20 protein-coding genes are annotated in these 22,093 nt (G+C 62.4%); 14 read left to right on the plus strand and 6 right to left on the minus strand.

Annotated elements, in window-relative coordinates:
- The first annotated feature begins 4 nt into the window (after positions 1 to 4).
- The 5 genes from AO692_RS02720 (at position 5) to AO692_RS02740 (ending at position 5,020) form a co-directional block, all read left to right on the plus strand.
- Entirely contained in the window at positions 5 to 970 is a 966-nt protein-coding gene (locus AO692_RS02720; RefSeq protein WP_054308514.1) for a CoA ester lyase, read from the plus strand.
- Positions 971 to 983: 13 nt separating this feature from the next.
- The gene (locus tag AO692_RS02725; protein ID WP_054308515.1) at positions 984 to 2,168 is read left to right on the plus strand and encodes a malate--CoA ligase subunit beta; all 1,185 of its coding nucleotides are present in this window, start codon (positions 984 to 986) and stop codon (positions 2,166 to 2,168) included.
- Between the two features lie 11 nt (positions 2,169 to 2,179).
- Positions 2,180 to 3,079 carry a succinate--CoA ligase subunit alpha gene (sucD, locus tag AO692_RS02730; RefSeq protein ID WP_054308516.1) on the plus strand — a complete coding sequence of 300 codons (900 nt, stop codon included), beginning with the start codon at positions 2,180 to 2,182 and terminating at the stop codon, positions 3,077 to 3,079.
- A gap of 75 nt (positions 3,080 to 3,154) precedes the next feature.
- A complete protein-coding gene (locus AO692_RS02735) occupies positions 3,155 to 4,123 on the plus strand; it encodes a D-glycerate dehydrogenase (RefSeq protein WP_152979688.1) in 969 nt (322 codons plus the stop codon).
- Between the two features lie 171 nt (positions 4,124 to 4,294).
- Positions 4,295 to 5,020: an XRE family transcriptional regulator gene (locus AO692_RS02740; RefSeq protein WP_054308518.1), complete on the plus strand. Its 726-nt coding sequence runs from the start codon at positions 4,295 to 4,297 to the stop codon at positions 5,018 to 5,020.
- A gap of 40 nt (positions 5,021 to 5,060) precedes the next feature.
- Here the strand turns inward: AO692_RS02740 and AO692_RS02745 are convergent, their stop codons facing one another.
- From AO692_RS02745 to AO692_RS02760, 4 genes are all read right to left on the minus strand, one after another.
- Positions 5,061 to 6,101, minus strand: a complete 1,041-nt coding sequence (locus AO692_RS02745; RefSeq protein WP_054308519.1) for a DUF3445 domain-containing protein — start codon at positions 6,099 to 6,101, stop codon at positions 5,061 to 5,063.
- Between the two features lie 146 nt (positions 6,102 to 6,247).
- Positions 6,248 to 7,213, minus strand: coding sequence for a PDR/VanB family oxidoreductase (locus AO692_RS02750; protein ID WP_054308520.1), 966 nt, complete (start codon positions 7,211 to 7,213; stop codon positions 6,248 to 6,250).
- A complete protein-coding gene (locus AO692_RS02755) occupies positions 7,210 to 7,809 on the minus strand; it encodes a dimethylamine monooxygenase subunit DmmA family protein (RefSeq protein WP_054308521.1) in 600 nt (199 codons plus the stop codon). Before AO692_RS02755 ends, AO692_RS02750 begins: the two co-directional genes overlap by 4 nt.
- A 13-nt stretch (positions 7,810 to 7,822) precedes the next feature.
- The gene (locus tag AO692_RS02760; RefSeq protein WP_054308522.1) at positions 7,823 to 8,956 is read right to left on the minus strand and encodes an aminomethyltransferase family protein; all 1,134 of its coding nucleotides are present in this window, start codon (positions 8,954 to 8,956) and stop codon (positions 7,823 to 7,825) included.
- A gap of 301 nt (positions 8,957 to 9,257) precedes the next feature.
- Here AO692_RS02760 and AO692_RS02765 point away from each other — a divergent pair, with 301 nt between their 5' ends.
- The 9 genes from AO692_RS02765 (at position 9,258) to AO692_RS02805 (ending at position 19,890) form a co-directional block, all read left to right on the plus strand.
- On the plus strand, positions 9,258 to 10,154 hold the full coding sequence (locus AO692_RS02765) for a glutamine amidotransferase family protein (RefSeq protein ID WP_054308523.1): 897 nt from the start codon (positions 9,258 to 9,260) through the stop codon (positions 10,152 to 10,154).
- A 4-nt stretch (positions 10,155 to 10,158) separates the two neighbouring features.
- Entirely contained in the window at positions 10,159 to 10,896 is a 738-nt protein-coding gene (locus AO692_RS02770) for a GXGXG domain-containing protein (protein ID WP_054308524.1), read from the plus strand.
- Between the two features lie 12 nt (positions 10,897 to 10,908).
- Positions 10,909 to 12,237 (plus strand): FMN-binding glutamate synthase family protein, encoded by a 1,329-nt coding sequence (locus tag AO692_RS02775; protein ID WP_054308525.1) that lies wholly within the window; start codon positions 10,909 to 10,911, stop codon positions 12,235 to 12,237.
- 51 nt (positions 12,238 to 12,288) lie between these two features.
- Positions 12,289 to 13,626 (plus strand): type III glutamate--ammonia ligase, encoded by a 1,338-nt coding sequence (glnT, locus tag AO692_RS02780; RefSeq protein WP_054308526.1) that lies wholly within the window; start codon positions 12,289 to 12,291, stop codon positions 13,624 to 13,626.
- Positions 13,627 to 13,709: 83 nt separating this feature from the next.
- A complete protein-coding gene (locus tag AO692_RS02785; protein ID WP_054308527.1) occupies positions 13,710 to 14,963 on the plus strand; it encodes a sarcosine oxidase subunit beta family protein in 1,254 nt (417 codons plus the stop codon).
- 16 nt (positions 14,964 to 14,979) lie between these two features.
- The gene (locus AO692_RS02790) at positions 14,980 to 15,294 is read left to right on the plus strand and encodes a sarcosine oxidase subunit delta (RefSeq protein ID WP_054308528.1); all 315 of its coding nucleotides are present in this window, start codon (positions 14,980 to 14,982) and stop codon (positions 15,292 to 15,294) included.
- Entirely contained in the window at positions 15,291 to 18,353 is a 3,063-nt protein-coding gene (locus AO692_RS02795; RefSeq protein ID WP_082407186.1) for a sarcosine oxidase subunit alpha, read from the plus strand. The genes AO692_RS02790 and AO692_RS02795 overlap by 4 nt, the downstream gene beginning before the upstream one ends.
- Positions 18,346 to 18,975, plus strand: a complete 630-nt coding sequence (locus tag AO692_RS02800; protein ID WP_054308529.1) for a sarcosine oxidase subunit gamma family protein — start codon at positions 18,346 to 18,348, stop codon at positions 18,973 to 18,975. The genes AO692_RS02795 and AO692_RS02800 overlap by 8 nt, the downstream gene beginning before the upstream one ends.
- 144 nt (positions 18,976 to 19,119) lie before the next feature.
- Entirely contained in the window at positions 19,120 to 19,890 is a 771-nt protein-coding gene (locus AO692_RS02805; protein WP_054308530.1) for an isocitrate lyase/phosphoenolpyruvate mutase family protein, read from the plus strand.
- Between the two features lie 27 nt (positions 19,891 to 19,917).
- Here the strand turns inward: AO692_RS02805 and AO692_RS02810 are convergent, their stop codons facing one another.
- Together AO692_RS02810 and AO692_RS02815 are read right to left on the minus strand one after the other, a co-directional pair.
- Complete coding sequence (locus tag AO692_RS02810; protein WP_054308531.1) at positions 19,918 to 20,310, minus strand: group II truncated hemoglobin; 393 nt, start codon at positions 20,308 to 20,310, stop codon at positions 19,918 to 19,920.
- Positions 20,311 to 20,412: 102 nt separating this feature from the next.
- Positions 20,413 to 22,092, minus strand: a complete 1,680-nt coding sequence (locus AO692_RS02815) for a formate--tetrahydrofolate ligase (protein WP_054308532.1) — start codon at positions 22,090 to 22,092, stop codon at positions 20,413 to 20,415.
- Position 22,093 lies beyond the last annotated feature (1 nt).

Here is a 22,093-nt window from a genome sequence, read left to right on the forward strand (position 1 = left end):
TGCGATGAGCCATACGATCAACCACCTGCGCAAGCTGCGCCTGCAGCGTTCAGAGCTTGCGGTTCCGGGCTCCAATCCGGAGATGATCACCAAGGCAGCGGCAAGCGCTGCCGACTTCATCTTCCTCGATATCGAGGATGCGGTCGCGCCACCCGACAAGGAGCGGGCGCGCCGGAATATCATCGAGGCGCTGAACGACATCGATTGGCGCGCGAAGGGCAAGACCGTGTCGGTGCGCATCAACGGTCTCGACACGCACTACATGTACCGCGACGTCGTCGACATCATGGAACAGGCCGGCGATCGGCTGGATACGATCCTGGTTCCCAAGGTCGGCGTGCCGGCCGACCTCTATATGGTCGAAGCGATGGTCAACCAGATCGAAATGGCCAAGGGCTACAAGACCCGTGTCGGCCTGGAGGCACTGATCGAGACGGCGCTCGGCATGGCCAATGTCGAGGCGATCGCCGCTTTCGGCGGTCGGCTGGAAGCTCTGCATTTCGGCGTCGCCGACTATGCCGCAAGCTGCAAGGCGCGCACCGTCAACATCGGCGGGCTCAATCCCGACTATCCCGGCGATCAGTGGCATTTTGCACTGTCGCGCATGACGGTTGCCTGCCGTGCCTACGGTCTGCGCGCCATTGACGGCCCGTTCGGCGATTTCTCGGATCCGGATGGATACATGGCTGCCGCTCGCCGCGCCGCAGCGCTCGGCATCGAAGGAAAGTGGGCGATCCATCCCTCGCAGATCGAGCTCGCCAATGCCGTGTTCTCGCCGCCGGAGAAGGAAGTCACCCGCGCCAAGCGCATCATCGAGGTGCTGAAGGAAGCGGAAGAGCAAGGCAAGGGCGCGGCCGCACTGGACGGCAAGATGATCGATGCCGCTTCCGAGCGCATGGCCCGCAACGTTCTGGTGACGCACGAAGCAATCGAGCAGTCGGCGCGTTCGCGCCAGGCATTACCGAACTGAGGAGGAGTTCGACATGGATATTCATGAATACCAGGCCAAGGAACTGCTTTCGCGCCATTCGGTGCACATTCCGCGCGGTGGGCTGGCCTACAGCCCCGAACAGGCGGCCTATCGCACGCGTGAGATCGGTGGCGACAAGTGGGTGGTGAAAGCCCAGATCCATTCCGGTGCGCGCGGCAAGGCCGGCGGCATCCGTATCTGCAAATCCGACAAGGAAGTGTCCGACGCAGCGGAAGCGATGCTCGGGCGCAAGCTGGTGACGCACCAGACCGGGCCGCGCGGCAAGCTGGTCTCGCGCCTCTACATCGAGGAAACCGTCGACATCCGCCAGGAGATCTATCTCGGCTTCGTGCTCGACCGCAAAGCCGAGCGCGTGATGATCGTGGCCTCTGCTTCGGGCGGCATGGAGATCGAGGAGATCGCCGAGCGCCAGCCGGATTCGATTATCCGCGCCATTGTCGACCCCGGCGTCGGCATGCAGCAATTCCAGGCGCGCGAGATCGCGTTTGGGCTCGGGCTGGAGAACAGCCTGATCGGCAAGGCGACCGACACCATCATGGGTTGCTACCAGGTATTCCGCGACTATGACGCCTCGATGCTGGAGATCAATCCGCTGGTGGTGACGCGCGACGGCAGTCTGATGGCACTCGATGCCAAGATGTCGTTCGACGAGAACGCGCTGTTCCGCCGGCCCGAGATTTCGGAATTGCGCGACAAATCGCAGGAAGATCCGCGCGAGACCTTCGCCAGTGATCGCGGCCTCTCCTATGTCGGGCTGGAAGGCAATATCGGTTGCATCATCAACGGTGCAGGGCTCGCCATGGCGACGATGGACATGATCAAGATCGCCGGCGGTGAGCCCGCCAACTTCCTGGACATTGGCGGCGGCGCTTCGCCGGAACGTGTCGCCAAGGCATTCCGTGCCGTGCTGGCCGACAAGAATGTCGAGACCATCCTGGTCAACATCTTCGCTGGCATCAACCGCTGCGACTGGGTGGCTGAAGGCGTTCTGAAGGCGATCCACGAGGTTGGCGTCAACGTGCCCCTGGTGGTGCGGCTGGCAGGCACCAATGTCGAGGAAGGCCGCCGCATCCTGAGTGCGTCGGGTCAATCGATCATCGTCGCCGACACGCTTGCCGAAGCCGCCGAGAAGGCGGTCGCGGCGATGCACCAGTCAACACTCAAGAAAGCCAGCTGAGGGAGGGCAAGATGTCAGTTCTGCTTAATCGCAACACGAAGGTCATCGTCCAGGGCCTCACCGGCAAGATCGGTTCCTTCCATGCCGAGGACATGAAGCGCTATGGCACCAACGTCGTCGGCGGCGTGACGCCCGGAAAAGGCGGACAGTCTCAGCAGGGCATTCCGGTGTTCAACACGGTCAAGGGCGCGGTGCGCGAGACCGGCGCGGAAGCCAGCATCGTGTTCGTGCCGCCGCCCTTTGCGGCAGACTCGATCATGGAGGCCGCGGATGCAGGCATCAAACTCTGCGTCTGCATCACCGACGGCATTCCTTCGCAGGACATGATGCGGGTGAAGCGCTACATGCTGCGCTATCGCCGCGAGGACCGCATGACGCTGATTGGCCCGAACTGCGCCGGCGTCATCACGCCGGGACAGGCGTTGATGGGGATCATGCCGGGTTCGATCTATCTGCCTGGCCGCGTCGGCATCGTCGGTCGCTCGGGTACGCTGGGTTATGAAGCCGCTTCGCAGATGAAGGCGCTGGGTATCGGGGTGTCGACCAGCGTGGGCATCGGTGGCGATCCGATCAACGGCTCATCTTTCAAGGACATCCTCGAATTGTTCGAGAATGACGATGAGACGGATGCAGTGGTGATGATTGGCGAGATCGGCGGGCCGCAGGAGGCGGAGGCTGCCGAATGGGCCAAGACCAATATGAAGAAACCGCTGATTGCCTACATCGCCGGCCTGTCGGCGCCGAAGGGCAAGCGCATGGGCCATGCGGGCGCCATCATCTCCGCCTTCGGTGAATCCGCGCAGGAGAAGGTCGAGATCCTGCGTGATGCCGGTGTTACTATCGTAGCCACGCCGGCCTCTTTCGGGCCAACCGTCGCCGGCGTGCTGGATGAGCAGCGCAAAGCAGCCTAAACAGGTCGACGCAATCGTCTTGAGGGGCGGTGCCGGTCCCGGTGCCGCCCCAGCCATGCCAAGCAGGAGCAAATAATGAAGCCACGCGTGATCGTGACCCGGAAGTGGCCGGCCGCCGTCGAACAGGTGCTGGCCGAGCGCTTCGATACCACCCTCAATGCGGGCGACATTCCGTTCACGGCCACGCAGCTCAAGGCAGCCCTGCTGAATTTCGATGCCGTTCTGCCGACCGTCAGCGACAAGCTGCCGGCCGAGGTTTTCCCTGAGGAGCAGCCCCGAGCCAAGATCATCGGCAATTTCGGCGTCGGCTTCAGCCACATCGATGTCGAGACGGCGAAACGACGTGGCATTGTGGTGACCAATACGCCGGGCGTGCTCACCGATTGTACCGCCGATATCGCGATGAGCCTGCTGCTTGCCGTTGCCCGCCGCACCGGCGAGGGCGAACGTCAGCTTCGCGCCGGCGAGTGGCAAGGCTGGTGCCCGACCCACATGATCGGCGCCAAGGTGACCGGCAAGACGATCGGCATCATCGGCATGGGCCGCATCGGCAAGGCAATGGCTCGTCGGGCGCATTTCGGCTTCGGCATGAAGGTGATCTTCTTCAATCGATCCCGCGTGGACGACGAGGAGACGCGTGCGATGGGCGCGACGCAACTGCCTTCGATCGAGGCGGTCCTGGAACAGGCCGATTTTGTCTCTCTGCATTGCCCCGGCGGCGCCGAAAACCGCAACCTGATCAATGCCGAGCGGCTTGCACACATGAAGAAGAGCGCCTTCCTGATCAACACGGCGCGCGGCGATGTGGTCGACGAGACCGCGCTGGCCGATGCGCTGGAGAGCGGCGTGATCGCAGGCGCGGGGCTCGACGTCTTCGCTCAGGAACCGCAGGTGCCGGAACGATTGACCAGGCTGGAGAACACCGTGCTGTTGCCGCATCTCGGCAGCGCCACCGAAGAGACCCGTGTCGCCATGGGCATGAAGGTGGTCGACAACATCACCGCCTTCTTTGCAGGGGAGGCTATTCCTGATCGCGTTGTCTGATCGCGATCCATTCAACAGAGGTTGCGAGCGCAAGCTCTTGTCTAATCCACCGACCTAAGCGGATTGGTTTTCTCCGATCTCCGCACACTTCGCCACATCCATCCTTTGGACTTGAACCAAAGGGTGAATATGTTTACCTATGGTGAACACGCGAAGTTTCGGGGGTATATAATGGACAAGTCTGTCAAGGAGGGTAAGGGCGCCAGTGCCGCTACCAAGGCGGCGAAAACGTCCAAGAAGGACCCGGCTTCCACACAGCTCAAGGCAGCGCCGCTGCATCAGGATCCGCATGCAGTCCGTGATACGCGGGAAAAGGTTCTTGAAGTCGCCATTGGCCACGAAGTGCGCGCATTCCGGAAGAAACTCGGCATAACCGTCGCCGACCTTGCCGCGACGACCAATATTTCACTTGGTATGCTGTCGAAGATCGAGAACGGTATTACATCACCTTCGCTGACAACCTTGCAGGCATTGTCGCGCGCACTTGGCGTGCCGCTCAGTTCTTTCTTCCGGCGCTTCGAGGAAGACCGCAATGCGGTCTTTGTAAAGGCTGGCGAAGGTGTCGACGTCGAAAGGCGCGGTACCCGCGCCGGCCACCAGTACAATCTGCTTGGTTATATCAGCTCGAATACAGCGGGTGTGACGGTCGAGCCCTATCTCATCACGCTGACGGAAGACTCGGATGTCTTTCCAGCCTTCCAGCATGACGGCATGGAATTTCTCTACATGCTGGAGGGCGAGGTGGTTTATCGCCACGGCAGCAATCTTTACCGGATGCTGCCCGGCGACAGCCTGTTCTTCGACGCGGACGCCCCGCATGGACCGGATGAATTGACGAAACTGCCGATCCGTTATCTGTCGATCATTTCCTACAGGCAGGGATCGGGAAGCGAATAGCGCGCCTTTCGGCGCGCTATTGCAGGGACATCGCCGGAATCTAATCCGGGGTGAAACCGGGCGAGGTGGGGGCTCCGTCGTCATATTTCGACAGCCATTCGATGACGGCCGGCCGATAGCGGGTGAGGCCCTTGTATTCGACCAGTTCGTTCGGCAGGTCACGCAGGACGCGATGGAAGCGACGTGCCCATTTCGGCACCGTCACCAGTTCCTCCATCTTGATCAGATAGCAGCGGATCGGGAAGACCAACGCGTTGGAGCGCGGCAAGCGCCAGAAGCTCTGCAACTCGACCCGCAGATGCACTTTATCGCCGACATTATCCGGCGTGACGGTGGTCCGGTCCGGTCCCCATTTGTGATAGTTTTCCGGGCTGGTGTCGAGGCGCGGGTTGATGGTCATTGTCCAGTTCAACCGCCGTGCGGGCTTGCCTTGCTGGATGTTGGTGAGGAACTTCAGCGCCCGGGTAAAAATGCCTTTTTCATGCGCCAGCGGCACAGGCGCGTGCCACTCGAAGAAGTTCATGCCGATGTCGAAATCGAGCGACCAGTCGGCCTGGGTGGTGACCATGCCGGCATCCATCCACAGATTGCCGTCGCGCTGGTCGAGGATGCAGAAATCCCCCTGACTCTGGCGCGTGATGTATTCCATCGGCCCATAGGGCAGGGTGGAAAGGTCGCCGAAGGTGAAAGTGTCGTCGATGCCCAGCGGCCGATTGATCCAGCGCCAGCGATCGCCGTCGCGGGTCAATGTGAAATGCTCAGGATAACCCTTGGCCTGCTCGGTCATCAAAAGTTCGAGCAGGTCCCAGCCGGCCAGCGTCATATGCGGCAGCGACTGGCAGCGCAGCGGATCTTCGGCCAGCACCTTGGCACGGTCCTGCATCTCGGAGACGTAGTGCTCATCGACATCGATGAGGTTCTCGAAGACCGTGCCTTTCGGGCCCTGCACATGCGGTTCGATGTTGACCGCATACATGTAAGCGTCTTCGTGGAACGGGAACGGAAACCGCCGGATGAATTCCGGGCTGTTCCTGAAAGTGAAATCGTCGCGGAACGTCTCTTTCCTGAAATTGATACCCATAGGTTCCTCCCTGTGGTTCGGACCGCTGGAGCGGAATGCGCCTGAGATGGAGCGATACTCCGCTCTATCTCTTCATTTTGCCGCATGATCCTTGTCCGAAAAGTCTGCAACTTTTTGCTTCGCTGACCTTCGGTTCGGGATCATGCTCAGCGCTCGAGCACGAGCGACTTGCCCTCGAAGCGTGACACGCAAGGCATGATCTTCTTGCCTGAGCAGTGCTCGGCTTCGGTCAGCCAGTGGTCGTTGTGTCTGAACGTCCCGTCATAGGAGACGACATTGGTCTCGCACTGGCCGCAGACCCCGCCGCGGCACAGATAGGGTGGATCGATGCCGGCGGCTTCCATCGCCTCGAGCAGGCTCTGTTCTTCGCCGACGCTGATCTGCATCTTGCTGAGCGCCAGCGTGACATCGAAGGGTAAGCCGGGTTGCGGCGCGGCGAAGTGTTCGTAGTGGACGGTTTCGTCCGGCCAGCCATGAGCTGCCGCCGTCTCCCGTACCCAACGGATCATGCCGGCGGGACCGCAGACATAAAGATGGGTGCCAAGCGGCTGCGAGGTCAGAAGACGTTCGAGCGGCAGCCGCTCATTGGTATCGTCGTAGTAGATGTTGACCCGCTTGCCGTAGCGATCACGCAAAACATCGGCATAGGTGCCGAGCGCCGGCGTGCGGCAAGTGTAGTGCAGTTCGAAATTGCCGCCTTCGCCGGCGAGCTGCGCGGTCTGAGCCATGAAGGGCGTGATGCCGATTCCTCCCGCCAGCAGCAGATGTTTCCTGGCCCTGAGGTCGAGCGAGAACAGATTGACCGGATAGGAGATCACCATCTCCATGCCGCGCTTGACGCGGTTGTGCATGAACAGCGAGCCGCCCCGACCGGAATCATCGCGACGCACGCTGATCGTGTAGTCGCGCGTGTTGTGCGGCGAACTCATCAGCGAGTAGGGGTTCAGTCGCGATTTGTCGCCGTCACGCATTTCCACCACGACGTGCGCGCCGCCGGAAAAGGTCGGCAGGTCGCCGCCGTCGCTGCGCTCGAAATGAAAGCGCTTCACCAGTTCGTTGACCGCGACCACGTCGGTCACGGTGACGTTCAGTTTCGTGGTTCCTGCGCTCACCGGAAAATCTCCTCTTTCTGAGGGATCTCGCTCGGATCCTCGGCGTTGATGCACACCCCCTGGAAGGCTGCCAGGCGGCGCGAATAATGATCGCGCACCAGAAGCAACAGGCCGCAATGGGCGCAGGTGGCCGGCTGCGTGGTGACGTTCTCGGTGATGCCCTTGCAGTGGACGCACTGCACCCGGCGTGCCCAGGAGCCGCGATGTTCGGTCTGGATCGAGGAATGGTCAATGCCCGCTTCCAGCGCCACCTGCATGGCCTGGCCGATGAGCCCTTCCGTTCCCGCGAGATAGATGCGTAGCCCCATATGCGCGTTGGCGAGAGTCTGTCTGAGACGCGGGAGGGCTGCCGCGATGGAAGGCCCCTCGTAGAACTGCGCCGGTTTCAAGGCCCTGAGCGGTGCCTGAAACTGGCTCCGGCTTGTCTCCGGAATGAACATGATGTGCGCACCGGCGAAGAAACCATCCGGTGCTTTCTTCGCCAGGTCGAGGATCGCGGACGCACCTTCGGCGTCCGCGACGAAGAGATGGTTCTTGCCGGTCTGGGGCGACAGGGTTCCGTAGACCGGGCGACTGAGGATCGTCTTTGCCGGCATCCCGTCCAATGGATCAGCCTTTCGCCGTACGCTTCAGCTTCTTCGGATCGTCGAATGGCAACGCCTGCGCGGTCGCCTTCACCGATCCAGATGCATTACGGACCTCGAGGGGCGTGCCGATGATGGCGCAATCCACATCGAGGCGGGCGATGCCCATCGATTTTTTCACCAGCGGTGAATACATCGCGCAGGTGACAACACCGACCTTCTTGCCGTCGCGATAGATCGGCGCGCCTTCGTCCGCAGGCTTGGTGCCTTCCAGCACGACGCCGAAAATCTTGAACCGCTCCTTGCCTTTGAGGCGATAGTGCTCCTCGGCGCCGCGGAAGCCGGTCTTGCCGGGGCTGACCGTGAAGTCCAGCCCAAGTTCCCACAGGGTATCGCCAGGTCCTTCGTTCTCGAAGGGGTATTTCTGCGAATTGTCGTATGGATAGAAGAGCAGGTAGCTCTCGACGCGCAGCATGTCGAGCGTGGTGAAGCGGCACGGTATGATGCCGTCGCTCTTACCCTCTTCGAGGATGCGATCCCAGATCGTCCCGGCATCCTGGCCGCGGCAGAAGATCTCATAACCGCGCTCGCCGGTATAACCGGTGCGCGAAATCATCACCGGCAGGCCGAAAAGCTGGGTCTGCATGTGGTGGAAGTAGTTGAGGTCGCGGATGCCGGGCACATGTTTGGCCAGGTAGTCGACGGCCGTCGGACCCTGCAGCGACAGGTCATGCAAATTGTCATCGAAACGAACCGAGACGTCGCGGCCGATGGATGCCCGAGTCAGTTCTTCATGGCCGGTACCCGAGCCGTGCACAACCATCCATGAATTGGTGCTGATGCGATAGACGACGCAATCGTCGGTGAATTTTCCAGCCTCGTTGAGCATGCAGGCATAGACCGACTTGCCCGGATAGATCTTCTCGACATCGCGCGTGGTGCACAGATCTATGAGATGGGAGGCATGCGGGCCGGTGATATGGACCTTCTTCAGGCCCGAAACGTCCATCAGGCCGGCCTTCGTGCGGATGGCGACATATTCTTCGTCGGCGTCCTTGTCATAGCTCCAGGCCGTGCCCATGCCGCTCCAGTCTTCTAACTTGGAGCCCAGGGCGCGATGACGGTCGGCCAAAGTCGAGAAACGCCAGGAAGCAGTCATGTGGGAATCCTTCTCCTCAAGGGTACCTTTGAAATGCGGCCATTCTTTTCTTATCGGCCCGCGCATTCGCCAGACACATATTGACTCGAATTCCGTCGTCTGGGCAATATCTTTGTGCAAGAAATATTACTGATAGGCAACTTTCCCTGGTTCCGACTTTAGTCCTCCCGTGAGGTCTCGGTTCCGCGGCGAGACATGGAACGGACTTTTCTGTAGGGAAAAAAACATTCATAGCAGTTGAATTCGATTTTCAAAGCTGCTAGCGTTCAATCATCGGACCGCTGCCATTGGAGGTAACGTCGTGTGCGGAATTGTGGGACTGTTCTTGAAGGACAAGACATTGGAGCCGCAACTCGGCGCCATGCTTTCTGAAATGCTGGTGATGCTGACCGACCGTGGCCCCGACAGCGCGGGCATTGCGGTTTACGGCGCGTCCACCAAGGGTAAGGCCAAGGTTACGATCCAGTCACCCTCGCCGGAGGCGGATTTTGCGGGCCTGGAAGCCGATCTCGGCAAAAAGATCGACGCCAAGGTGAAGCTGCTTGCCAAATCCACCCACGCGGTGATCGATGTGCCGGCCGACAAGGTCGAGGCTGCACGCGAAGCCATTGCGGAACTTCGTCCCTCCGTGCGCATCATGGGCGCCGGCGAAGCCATTGAGATCTACAAGGAAGTCGGCCTGCCGGTCGATGTCGTGAAGCGCTTCGACGTGACCAAGATGACCGGCACCCACGGCATCGGCCACACCCGCATGGCAACCGAATCCGCCGTCACCACGCTCGGCGCGCATCCCTTCTCGACCGGCCCGGACGAGTGCCTTGTGCACAATGGCTCTCTGTCCAATCATAACAATCTGCGGCGCGAACTGATCCGTGAAGGAATGAAATTCGAAACCGAGAACGACACCGAGGTGGCGGCCGCCTATCTGTCCTCCAAGATCGCGCATGGCCAGAATCTCGGCCAGGCACTGGAAAGCAGCGTCAACGATCTGGACGGCTTTTTCACCTTCGTGGTCGGCACCAAGAACGGTTTCGGGGTGGTGCGTGATGCCATCGCGTGCAAGCCGGCCGTGCTTGCCGAGACCGATCGCTACGTCGCTTTCGGCTCCGAATATCGCGCGCTGGCCAAGTTGCCTGGTATCGAGGATGCCAAGGTATGGGAGCCGGAGCCGTCAACCGTCTATTTCTGGGAGCACTGAGCCGATGAACGTGACCACTCTCGCCAAGTCGCCTCAGCGCGAAGTCAACTATGCGCCGCGCGTCTTCGACCTCGACGCAGCACCGCTGCGTGAACTCAACCTTGCTTTGCATCAGGTGACGGATGCGTCCGACGAGCCGAGCTGGGAAGTGATCAATCCGAAGGGCAGCCACGCCGTGGCCGCCGGTGTCGCACAGCCTATCGCCGTCGAGGTTCGCGGCAGCGTCGGCTATTACTGTGGCGGCATGAACGACAAGGCCAGCATCACCGTGCACGGTTCTGCGGGGCCGGGCGTCGGCGAAAACATGATGTCGGGCCAGATCACAGTGAAGGGTGACGCCAGCCAGTACGCCGGCGCGACCGGCCGTGGCGGACTGCTGGTCATCGAGGGCAATGCCTCGTCGCGCTGCGGCATCTCGATGAAAGGCATCGACATCGTCGTGCGCGGCAATGTCGGCCACATGTCGGCCTTCATGGCGCAATCCGGCAACCTCGTCGTGCTCGGCGACGCAGGCGATGCGCTGGGTGATTCCATCTATGAAGCGCGTCTGTTCGTGCGCGGCTCAGTCAAAAGCCTCGGCGCCGACTGCATCAAGAAGGAAATGCGGCCGGAGCATATCGCCAAGTTGAAGGAACTGCTCGACCGTGCCGGCATCACCGACGTCAAGCCGGAAGAATTCACACGCTACGGATCGGCCCGTACGCTCTACAACTTCAATATCGACAACGCCGACGCGTACTGAGGGGACGCCTAAATGACATATCATAATCCTCCGACGACGCCTCGCAGGTCGGCTACGTTCGATGACTATACGATGTCGGAGATCCGCCGTGCGGCGGCGACAGGCATCTATGACATCCGCGGCTCTGGCGCCAAGCGCAAGCTGCCGCATTTCGACGACCTGCTGTTTCTCGGCGCTTCGATCTCGCGCTATCCGCTGGAAGGTTACCGCGAGCGTTGCGACACCAGCGTCGTACTGGGCGCCCGTCATGCGAAGAAGCCGATCGAACTGAAGATCCCGATCACCATTGCCGGCATGAGCTTCGGCTCGCTGTCGGGACCGGCCAAAGAAGCGCTCGGCCGTGGGGCGACGATCGCCGGCACCTCGACGACCACCGGCGACGGTGGCATGACGGAGGAAGAGCGCGGCCATTCGCAGACACTCGTCTATCAGTACCTGCCGTCGCGCTACGGCATGAACCCGCGTGATCTGCGCCGTGCCGACGCGATCGAGATCGTTGTCGGCCAGGGCGCCAAGCCCGGCGGCGGCGGCATGCTGCTCGGCCAGAAGATCTCCGACCGCGTCGCCGAGATGCGCACGCTGCCCAAGGGCATCGACCAGCGCTCGGCCTGCCGTCACCCCGATTGGACCGGCCCGGACGATCTCGAAATCAAGATCCTGGAACTGCGCGAGATCACCGACTGGGAGAAACCAATCTATGTGAAGGTCGGCGGTGCGCGACCCTACTACGACACGGCTCTTGCCGTGAAGGCAGGCGCAGATGTGGTGGTGCTCGACGGCATGCAGGGCGGCACTGCGGCAACGCAGGAAGTGTTCATCGAACATGTCGGCCAGCCGACGCTCGCCTGCATTCGGCCTGCGGTGAAGGCGCTGCAGGATCTCGGCATGCATCGCAAGGTGCAGCTCATCGTCTCCGGCGGTATCCGCAATGGCGCCGATGTGGCCAAGGCACTGGCGCTGGGCGCCGATGCGGTCTCGATCGGTACGGCCGCGCTGATCGCGCTGGGCGACAACGATCCGCGCTGGGAAGACGAATACCAGAAGCTCGGTACCACGGCTGGTGCCTATGACGACTGGCACGAGGGCAAGGATCCCGCCGGCATCACCACCCAGGACGCAGAGCTGATGAAGCGTGTCGATCCGATCGCCGCCGGCCGGCGTCTGGCGAATTATCTCAAAGTGATGACGCTGGAGGCACAGACGATCGCCCGCGCCTGCGGCAAAAATCACGTACACAACCTGGAGCCGGAGGATCTCTGCGCCCTGACAATCGAATCCGCGGCCATGGCTGGCGTTCCGCTCGCCGGCACCGGCTGGATACCGGGAAAGGGCAGCTTCTAGGCAATTTCTTCGATCAACCAAACAACAAGAAGAACAACCCAGGGGAAAACAATGGGAACCAATTTCGAGGCCAGCACGGCAGTTACCGCAGAGCTGAAGGATTTCGCCCGGGCGCGTAACGTCAAATATTTCATGATCTCCTACACGGACCTGTTTGGCGGCCAGCGCGCCAAGCTGGTGCCAGCACAGGCGATATCGGACATGCAGAAGGACGGAGCCGGCTTTGCCGGCTTTGCCACTTGGCTGGACCTGACGCCCGCGCATCCCGACATGCTGGCCGTGCCGGACCCGGATTCGGTCATCCAGCTGCCTTGGAAGCCGGAAGTTGCCTGGCTGGCTTCGGACTGCCTCATGGAAGGCAAGAGCGTGGCGCAGGCGCCGCGCAACACGCTGAAGCGCCTGGTTTCGGAAGCCGCCGAATTCGGCATCCGCGTGAAGACCGGCGTCGAGCCCGAATTCTTCCTGACGACGCCGGACGGCAAGCAAATCTCCGACGAATACGATACCGCTGCCAAATCCTGCTACGACCAGCAGGCGGTGATGCGCCGCTATGACGTGATCGCCGAAATCTGCGACGCGATGCTGTCGCTGAACTGGGAGCCCTACCAGAACGATCACGAGGATGCGAACGGCCAGTTCGAGATGAACTGGGCCTACGATGATGTGCTGGCGACCGCCGACAAGCACTCCTTCTTCAAGTTCATGGTGAAGTCGATCGCCGAAAAGCACGGTCTGCGCGCCACGTTCATGCCGAAGCCATTCCAGGGCCTGACCGGCAACGGCTGTCATGCGCATATCTCGGTCTGGGATCTCGGCGGCAAGACCAATGCCTTCGCCGACAAGAGCATGGAACTCGGGCTTTCCGAGCAGGGCCGCCACTTCCTTGGCGGCATCATGAAACATGCTTCGGCGCTCGCCGCCATCTGCAACCCGACCGTCAATTCCTACAAGCGCATCAATGCGCCACGCACCGTTTCCGGCGCGACCTGGGCACCGAACACCGTGACCTGGACCGGCAACAACCGCACGCACATGGTGCGTGTGCCGGGTCCCGGCCGCTTCGAGCTTCGCCTGCCCGACGGCGCCGCCAATCCATATCTGATGCAGGCGGTGATCATCGCTGCCGGCCTCGACGGCATGAAGAGCAAGGCCGATCCCGGCCCGCGCAGCGACATCGACATGTACAAGGACGGCCATACCGTCACGCATGGCGCCAAGCTGCCGCTCAACCTCCTCGATGCGCTACGCGAATATGACAAGGACACATCGCTGAAGGCGGCGATGGGCGAGGAATTCTCGGCCGCCTTCATCCGGCTGAAGCAGCTGGAGTGGAATTCCTACGCTTCGCATTTCACCCAGTGGGAGCGCGACCACACACTGGACGTGTAGTCGTTGAATTGCGTAAAAACAAAGAGTTAGAGCGTTTCCGCGTTCCTTGAAAACGCTCTTGGACAAGGCCAGAACGGACCGAAATGCGGTACTCGATCTTCTCGCTCGCCAAGGCGGCGCTTTCAGGCCACAAGGGCTGGACGCGCGCCTGGCGCGACCCTCAGCCGAAGAAACACTATGATGTGGTGATCGTCGGCGGCGGCGGTCATGGACTGGCCACCGCTTATTATCTCGCCAAGGAATACGGCATCCGCAATGTCGCGGTGCTCGAGAAGGGCTGGATCGGATCCGGCAACGCCGGCCGCAACACCACCATTATCCGCTCCAACTATATGCTGCCCGGCAATACCGGCTTCTACGAGCTTTCGATGAAGCTGTGGGAGCGGCAGGAGCAGGACCTCAACTACAACACCATGGTGAGCCAGCGCGGCATCATCAACCTCTATCACTCGGATGCGCAGCGCGATGCCTTCGCCCGGCGCGGCAATGTCATGCGCATCAACGGCATCGACGCGGAATTGCTCGACGGCGAACAGATCCGCAAGGTGTTGCCGTTCCTGAACTACAACAACGCCCGCTTCCCGGTGATGGGTGGTTTGTGGCAGCCCCGAGCCGGCACGGCCCGCCACGACGCCGTCGTGTGGGGTTATGCGCGCGCAGCCGATTCCTTCGGTGTCGACATCATCCAGAATTGCGAGGTGACCGGCTTCGCGCGTGACCAGAACGGCAAGATCACCGGCGTCGAAACGGCGCGCGGTACGATCGGCGCCGGCAAGGTCGGCATGGCGGTGGCCGGCAGCACCTCGCGCGTCGCGGCGTTGGCCGGCATGCGCCTGCCGATCGAAAGCCATGTGCTGCAGGCTTTCGTGTCCGAGGCGATCAAGCCGCTTATCCCCGGTGTCATCACATTCGGGGCCGGCCATTTCTATGTCAGCCAGTCCGACAAGGGCGGCCTTGTCTTCGGCGGCGATCTCGACGGTTACAATTCCTATGCCCAGCGCGGCAACATGCCGGTGATGGAGGATGTCTGCGAAGGCGGCATGGCGTTGATGCCGATGATCGGGCGGGTGCGTCTGTTGCGGCAATGGGGTGGCATCATGGACATGTCGATGGACGGCACGCCGATCATCGACAAGACGCCGATCGATGGGCTCTATCTCAATGCCGGCTGGTGCTACGGCGGTTTCAAGGCAACGCCGGCCTCCGGCTTGGTCTTTGCCCATCTGCTCGCCCGCGACGAGCCGCACGAGGAAGCGAAACGCTTCCGGCTCGACCGCTTCCGGCGCGGCGCGATGATCGACGAGAAGGGCCAGGGCGCCCAACCCAACCTGCATTGAAAGCGAGTAAGGCGCCATGCGCATAGCATGCCCATTCTGCGGAGAACGCGAGCTCGGAGAGTTCACCTATCTCGGCGACGCGGCGCCGAAGCGGCCGCTGGCTTTCGCTGCCGACGGAGCCGAGCAGCCGGATGCCCAGGACCTGTTCTTCGACTATGTCTATCTGCGCGACAACATCGCCGGCGACATGAACGAACGCTGGTACCACGGCGGTGGCTGCCGTTCCTGGCTGACCGTTACCCGCAACACGACAACACATGAAATCAAGGCCGTGCGCGCGGCACCCGGCGCGGGTGCGCAGAAGCCGGCCAAGGCAGGCGCGATATCATGAGCGGGACCAGAACTGGCCGGATTTCCGGCGATGCCGCGCCGCTCGCCTTCAACGAGAATCCCGCTGCCGATTCACGGCAGTCGCGATCCGTTCCCGCAGGCACGCAATCGCACCGCTTGTCGAGCGGTGGTCAGATCGATCGCAAGCACCCGCTCGGCTTTACCTTCGACGGCAAGAAGATGGTCGGCTTCGCCGGCGACACGCTGGCTTCGGCGCTGGTGGCAAATGGCGTCAAGCTGGTCGGCCGTTCGTTCAAATATCATCGGCCGCGCGGCATCCTGACCGCCGGAGCGGAGGAGCCGAACGCGCTCGTCGAATTGCGCGGCGGTGCGCGCCGCGAACCCAACACACGCGCCACGACGGCCGAGCTTTATGACGGGCTTGCGGCGCAGAGCCAGAACCGCTGGCCCTCGCTGCGCCACGATGTCATGGCGGTGAACTCGCTGTTCTCGCCGATCTTCGTCGCCGGTTTTTACTACAAGACCTTCATGTGGCCGGCGAAGCTGTGGGAAAAGCTCTATGAGCCGGCCATCCGCCGCGCCGCCGGTCTCGGCAAGGCTTCAGGCGAAGCCGATCCGGATCATTACGAAAAGGCCTGGGCGCATTGTGACGTGCTTGTGGTGGGCAGCGGCCCGGCCGGTCTCGCCGCCGCGCTTGCCGCGGGCCGCGCCGGCGCACGAGTCATCCTGGCGGAAGAGGACAGCCGTCTCGGTGGCCGGCTTCTCTCCGAGACTGGCGAGATCGACGGCAAGCCGGTGGCGGAATGGCTGGCGGACGCGCAGCGGGAAATAGCCGGTCTGACGAATATCCGCATCATGACCCGCACCGCTGTCTTCGGCGTCTATGACGGCGGGACCTACGGCGCACTCGAGCGCGTCAACGATCATGTCGCGGTGCCGCCTGCACACCAGCCGCGTCAGCGGCTCTGGCGCATTGTCGCCAAGCACGCCGTCGTCGCTGCCGGCGCGATCGAGCGTCCGCTCGTCTTCCCCGGCAATGACAGGCCCGGCGTGATGATGGCGTCCGCCGTGCGCAGCTACATCAACCGTTTCGCGGCGATGCCCGGCAGGCAGGTCGCGCTCTTCACCAACAATGACGACGGCTGGCGCACGGCCGAAGCCGTGCAGCGTGCCGGGGGTGCCGTCGCTGGGGTGATCGACAGTCGAGGTGTGGTTCCCGAGGGTTATCGTGGACTCAATCTGAGGCTGCTGAGTGGCGTCGTGAGCGAGGTGAATGGCGGTGTCGACGGCGTGCGCGGCATCGTCGTGCGCGACGCCGGTGGCCGCACGCAGCAGATCGAGGCCGACTGCTTGGCCATGTCGGGCGGCTGGAACCCGAATGTGGCATTGTCGTCGTTCCAGCGTGGCAGGCCAGCCTGGCGTGATGACATCGCGGCTTTTGTGCCCGGACAGTGCCCTCCCGGCATGGTCATGGTGGGCGCGGCCGGTGGTGATTTCTCGCTCGCCGCCTGTCTGCGTGAGGGTCACGCGGCCGGCGCTGTTGCTGCAAAAGACTGCGGCGCCAAGGGCATGGCTGGAGAGGTGCCCCGAGGCGATGATGAAGGTTTTGCCATCAAGCCGCTGTGGCATGTCGAAGGCGGCAAGGCCTTCGTCGACTTCCAGCACGACGTGACCGCTTCCGATGTGAAGCTGGCGCAACGCGAAGGGTTCGAAAGCGTCGAGCATCTGAAGCGCTACACGACACTCGGCATGGCGACGGACCAGGGCAAGCTGTCCAACGTCAACGGACTTGCCCTCATGGCCGAGGCGACGGGGCGGGACATTGCCGATACTGGCACCACGATCTATCGGCCACCTTATGCGCCGGTTGCGATCGGCGCGCTGGCCGGACATCATCGCGACGAGAATTTCCACGCATGGCGTCTGACGCCGTCGCATCACTGGGCGGCTGCGCGTGGCGCCGTGTTCGTCGACACCGGCCTGTGGAAGCGCGCGCAGTGGTATCCGGTTGCCGGCGAGAAGGACTGGCTGGAATCGGTGACGCGCGAGGTGCTGGCCGTACGCAACGGCGTCGGCTTCTGCGATGTCTCGACGCTGGGCAAGGTCGATGTGCGCGGTCCGGATGCCGGTACCTTCCTCGACCGTCTCTACATCAACACCTTCTCCAGTCTTGCCGTCGGCAAGGCCCGCTATGGGCTGATGCTGCGCGAGGACGGACTGGTCTATGACGACGGCACCACGTCGCGGCTGGCTGAGGACCACTATTTCCTAACCACCACCACGGCCAAGGCCGGGCCGGCGATGCAGCATCTCGAATTCTGCCGGCAGGTCTTGTGGCCCGAACTCGACGTGCAACTGACTTCGGTCACCGATCAGTGGGCACAGTTCTCGATCGCCGGTCCGAATACGCGCGATCTTCTGAAGAACCTCTGCGATCCGTCAGAAGACCTCTCGAATGAAGGTTTTCCTTTCATGGGCGTCCGCGAAGTGGCCTTGCGCGGCGGGATGCGGGCACGGCTTTACCGTATCTCCTTCTCCGGCGAGATGGCGTTCGAAATCGGCGTACCGGCACGCTACGGCGAAGCCATGGCAGAGAACCTCATGCGTGCGGGCGCGGAATTCGACGTCACGCCCTACGGAACGGAAGCGCTGGGTGTGATGCGCATCGAAAAGGGCCACGTCGCTGGCCCGGAGCTCAGCGGCACCACGACTGCCGACGATCTCGGCCTCGGCAAGATGATGTCGAAGAAAAAGGACTATATCGGCCGCGCCATGGCCGGACGCGAGGCGCTGATCGCGCCCGACCGGCAGGTGGTGGTCGGCATCAAGCCGGTCAACAAGGCCAACAGGCTCCGCTCGGGCGCGCACATCATCCCGAAGGGCGCCGCTCCCGGTCCCGACACGGACCAAGGCTATCTGACTTCGGTCTGCTATTCGCCGATGCTCGGTCACTGGATCGCTCTGGCGCTGGTCGAACGGGGACGCGAACGCCATGGCGAGATCGTGCGAGCTTACGATCCGTTGCGGGGCGAGGACATGGAGGTCGAGATCACCAGCCCGGTCTTCTACGATCCGGAGGGAGGACGCCAGCGTGGCTGAGTATTCCTGGGAAGCGCGGTCACCGCTGCGCAAGGCATTTGCGCCGGGTCGTATCGGTCTGGCATCCGGCGATGCCGGCATTGCCATGGCCGAAATCAGCGACTTCAGCCTGGTGCAGGTGATGGCGCGACGTGGGCAGGTCGCCAATGTCGCGAAGGCGGCCAAAAAGGCCTGGGGTGCGCTGCCGCCGGAGAGGCCCGCGGCCGTCGTCGGCAAAGGTGCGACGCTGATATGGACCGGTCCGGATCAGTTCTTTGTGCTCAGCGCCGGAAGTGTGCCTGATCCGGTCCCGCCGCTGGCTGCCATCTTCGGTGGGACAGCGTCTCTCAGCGATCAGTCCGGTGGGCGCTGCCTGATCCAGTTGTCGGGCACCAGGGCACGCGACGCGCTCGCCAAAGTGTCGTCCATCGATCTGCACGACGCGGTATTTCCGATTGGAGCGGCTGCCGCCACGTCGATCGACCACACCGGCGTCAATCTGTGGCGTGGACCTGATGCCGCGAACGGTAGCTCGGTCTACAGTCTGCTGGTCTTCACCAGTTTCGCCGACAGCCTTTGGCACACACTTGCCGATGCCGCAGCGGAATATGGCGTTGAAGCGACCCGTACGCCGCTATCCTGATCCGGGGTAGCGACTGCGCTTTGCGCTATCAACGGCTTTCCATCGGCTGGTTGGATATGTCAGCATGGTCGATCTGTGCCATGGCGCGGCTGCGAGGCGAGCGTTAGGGTCGCCGCAGTCCGACATCCTGCACAAGGCAAATCCATGAGCGACCAGATCGAACGCGCGCGTGCTTTCCATGCCCTTCACGTCAAAGGCGACCCGGTGGTGCTTTTCAATGTCTGGGACCCTGGCAGCGCTCAGGCTGTCGTCAAGGCCGGTGCCAAGGCGCTGGCGACCGGCAGTTGGCCGGTTGCGGCGGCATTCGGCTATCTGGACGGCGAGAAGATCCCGCTGGCCCTGGCGCTGGACAACTTCCGTCGCATTGCCGCTTCAGTGGAGCTGCCGGCGACGATGGATCTCGAAAGCGGCTATGGACCGGCGCCAGCGACCGTGGCGGCTACCATGACGCAGGCGATCGAGGCCGGCGCGGTCGGATTCAATTTCGAAGACCAGATCGTCGGCGGTGGCGGTCTCTATGAGATCGCCGTGCAGGTCGAGCGCATCAAGGCGGCCGCGAATGCGGTCAAGGCAAGCGGCGTGCCGGCCTTCATCAATGCCCGTACCGACATCTTCCTGAAAGCCAAGCCTGAAGAACACAGCGACGCACTGGTCGAGCAGGCGATCACGCGTGCCGCAGCCTACGAGAAGGCAGGCGCACACGGTTTCTTCGCGCCCGGCCTCGGCGACCCGGCGTTGATCGAAAAACTGTGCAAGGCAGTTGCGCTGCCGGTCAACATCATCGCGCTGGCGCATGTGCCGCCGCGCCAGAAGCTGGCGGAGCTCGGTGTCGCCCGCATCAGCCACGGGCCGGTGCCCTACCGCAAGATGGTGGCGTGGCTGGAAGAGCAGGCGCGTGCCGCGATTTCCGGCTAGCTACTAGGAAAAGCGCCCGGAATTGCTTTAGTCCTGGTTGCGGGCAATTTCGGCTGCCCGCGTCAGATGCTGCATGAGCCGGCTGGCAGTCGGCTCGACAATGCCGGCTACGGCCACAGCCTTGGTCATGCATTTCAACCAGAGGTCGCGCATCTCCGGACCGATCGGAACATGCTCGTGGATCTCGCGTAGCCGCGAGTGGCCGTGCCTTTGCACATAGTGTTGGGGGCCGCCGAGAAAGCCGGAGAGATAATCGAACTGCTCGATGCGGGAATGGGCAACGCCATGGCCGCGGCGGTGGAGGAGGTGCAGTTCCTGCGCATCCTCGTCCTGTTCGATGATGTCGTAGAAAGCCTGGACAAGTCTGTTCAGGCCATCATCTGCGCCGATGGCTTCGTAGAGTGAGAGCTTCTCCGTCATCTGGCCGAGGCTCCTTAGCAGGGCAGTAAGGCCTTGGGGGAGTAGGGCAGTAAGGTTGGGCAGCTACTGCCTTGTTCCCTTACTGCCCCACTGCCGTTCCCTTTAGAACAACCCTTCGATCTGGCCCTGATCGTTGAGGAAGATCTTCTCCGACGATGGCTTGGAGGGCAGGCCGGGCATGGTCATGACCTCGCCGCAGATGATGACGACGAAGCCGGCACCGGCGGCAAGGCGTACCTCGCGCACCGGAACCGTGTGGCCGGTGGGCGCACCACGCAGGTTCGGATCGGTCGAGAAGGAATATTGCGTCTTGGCCATGCACACCGGCAGGTGGCCGTAGCCGGCCTGTTCCCACTGGTGCAGCTGGTCGCGGATCGACTTGTCGGCAATCGCCTCGTCGCCGCGATAGATGCGCTTGACGATGGTGTTGATCTTCTCGAACAGCGGCATCTCGTCGGGATAAAGCGGCGAGAACTGCGAGGCACCGCTCTCTGCGATCTTCACCACCTTGTGGGCAAGCTCCTCGATGCCGGCCGAACCTTGTGCCCAGTGCTTGCACAGGATCGCTTCGGCACCTTGCGCTGCCACGAAGTCCTTCATCGCCTTGATCTCGGCGTCGGTGTCGGAGACGAAGTGGTTGATGGCAACCACCGCCGGCACGCCGAACTGCTTCACGTTCTCGATGTGGCGGCCGAGATTGGCGCAGCCCTTCTTCACCGCCTCGATGTTCTCCTGGCCAAGGTCGTCCTTCTTGACCCCGCCATTCATCTTCATGGCGCGCACGGTGGCGACGATGACGGCAGCGGCCGGCTTCAGGCCCGCCTTGCGGCACTTGATGTCGAAGAACTTCTCGGCACCGAGATCGGCGCCGAAACCGGCTTCGGTCACCACATAGTCGGCCAGCTTCAAGGCCGTGGTGGTGGCGACCACCGAGTTGCAGCCATGTGCGATGTTGGCGAAGGGACCGCCATGCACGAAGGCAGGGTTGTTCTCCAGCGTCTGCACCAGGTTGGGCTGGATGGCATCCTTGAGCAGCACCGCCATGGCGCCGTCGGCCTTCAGGTCGCGGGCATAGACCGGGCTCTTGTCGCGGCGATAGGCCACGATGATGTCGCCGAGGCGCTTTTCCAGATCCTTCAGGTCGGTGGCCAGGCACAGGATCGCCATCACCTCGGAGGCGACGGTGATGTCGAAGCCAGCCTCGCGCGGGAAGCCGTTGGCGACGCCGCCCAGCGAGACGTTGATCTGGCGCAGCGCCCGGTCGTTCATGTCCATGACACGGCGCCAGGCGACGCGGCGGATGTCGATGCCGAGTTCATTGCCCCAGTAGATGTGGTTGTCGATCAGGGCCGACAGAAGGTTGTGGGCGGTGGTGATGGCGTGGAAGTCGCCGGTGAAGTGCAGGTTCATGTCTTCCATCGGCACGACCTGGGCATACCCGCCGCCGGCGGCACCACCCTTGACGCCGAAATTGGGTCCAAGCGATGCCTCGCGGATGCACACCACCGCCTTCTTGCCGATGCGGTTGAGGCCATCACCGAGACCGACGGTGGTGGTGGTCTTGCCTTCGCCGGCCGGTGTCGGGTTGATGGCGGTGACCAGGATCAGCTTGCCGTCCTTGTTACCCTTCACCGACTTGATGAACTCGGCCGAGACCTTCGCCTTGTCATGGCCGTAGGGCAGCAGATGCTCGTTGGGAATGCCGATCTTTTCCCCGATCGCCTGGATCGGCTGCTTCTTCGCGCCACGCGCGATCTCAATGTCACTCTTGTACTCGGCCATG

This window comes from Mesorhizobium sp. 1M-11 (genome assembly GCF_001303895.1).
Lineage (GTDB): Bacteria > Pseudomonadota > Alphaproteobacteria > Rhizobiales > Rhizobiaceae > Mesorhizobium.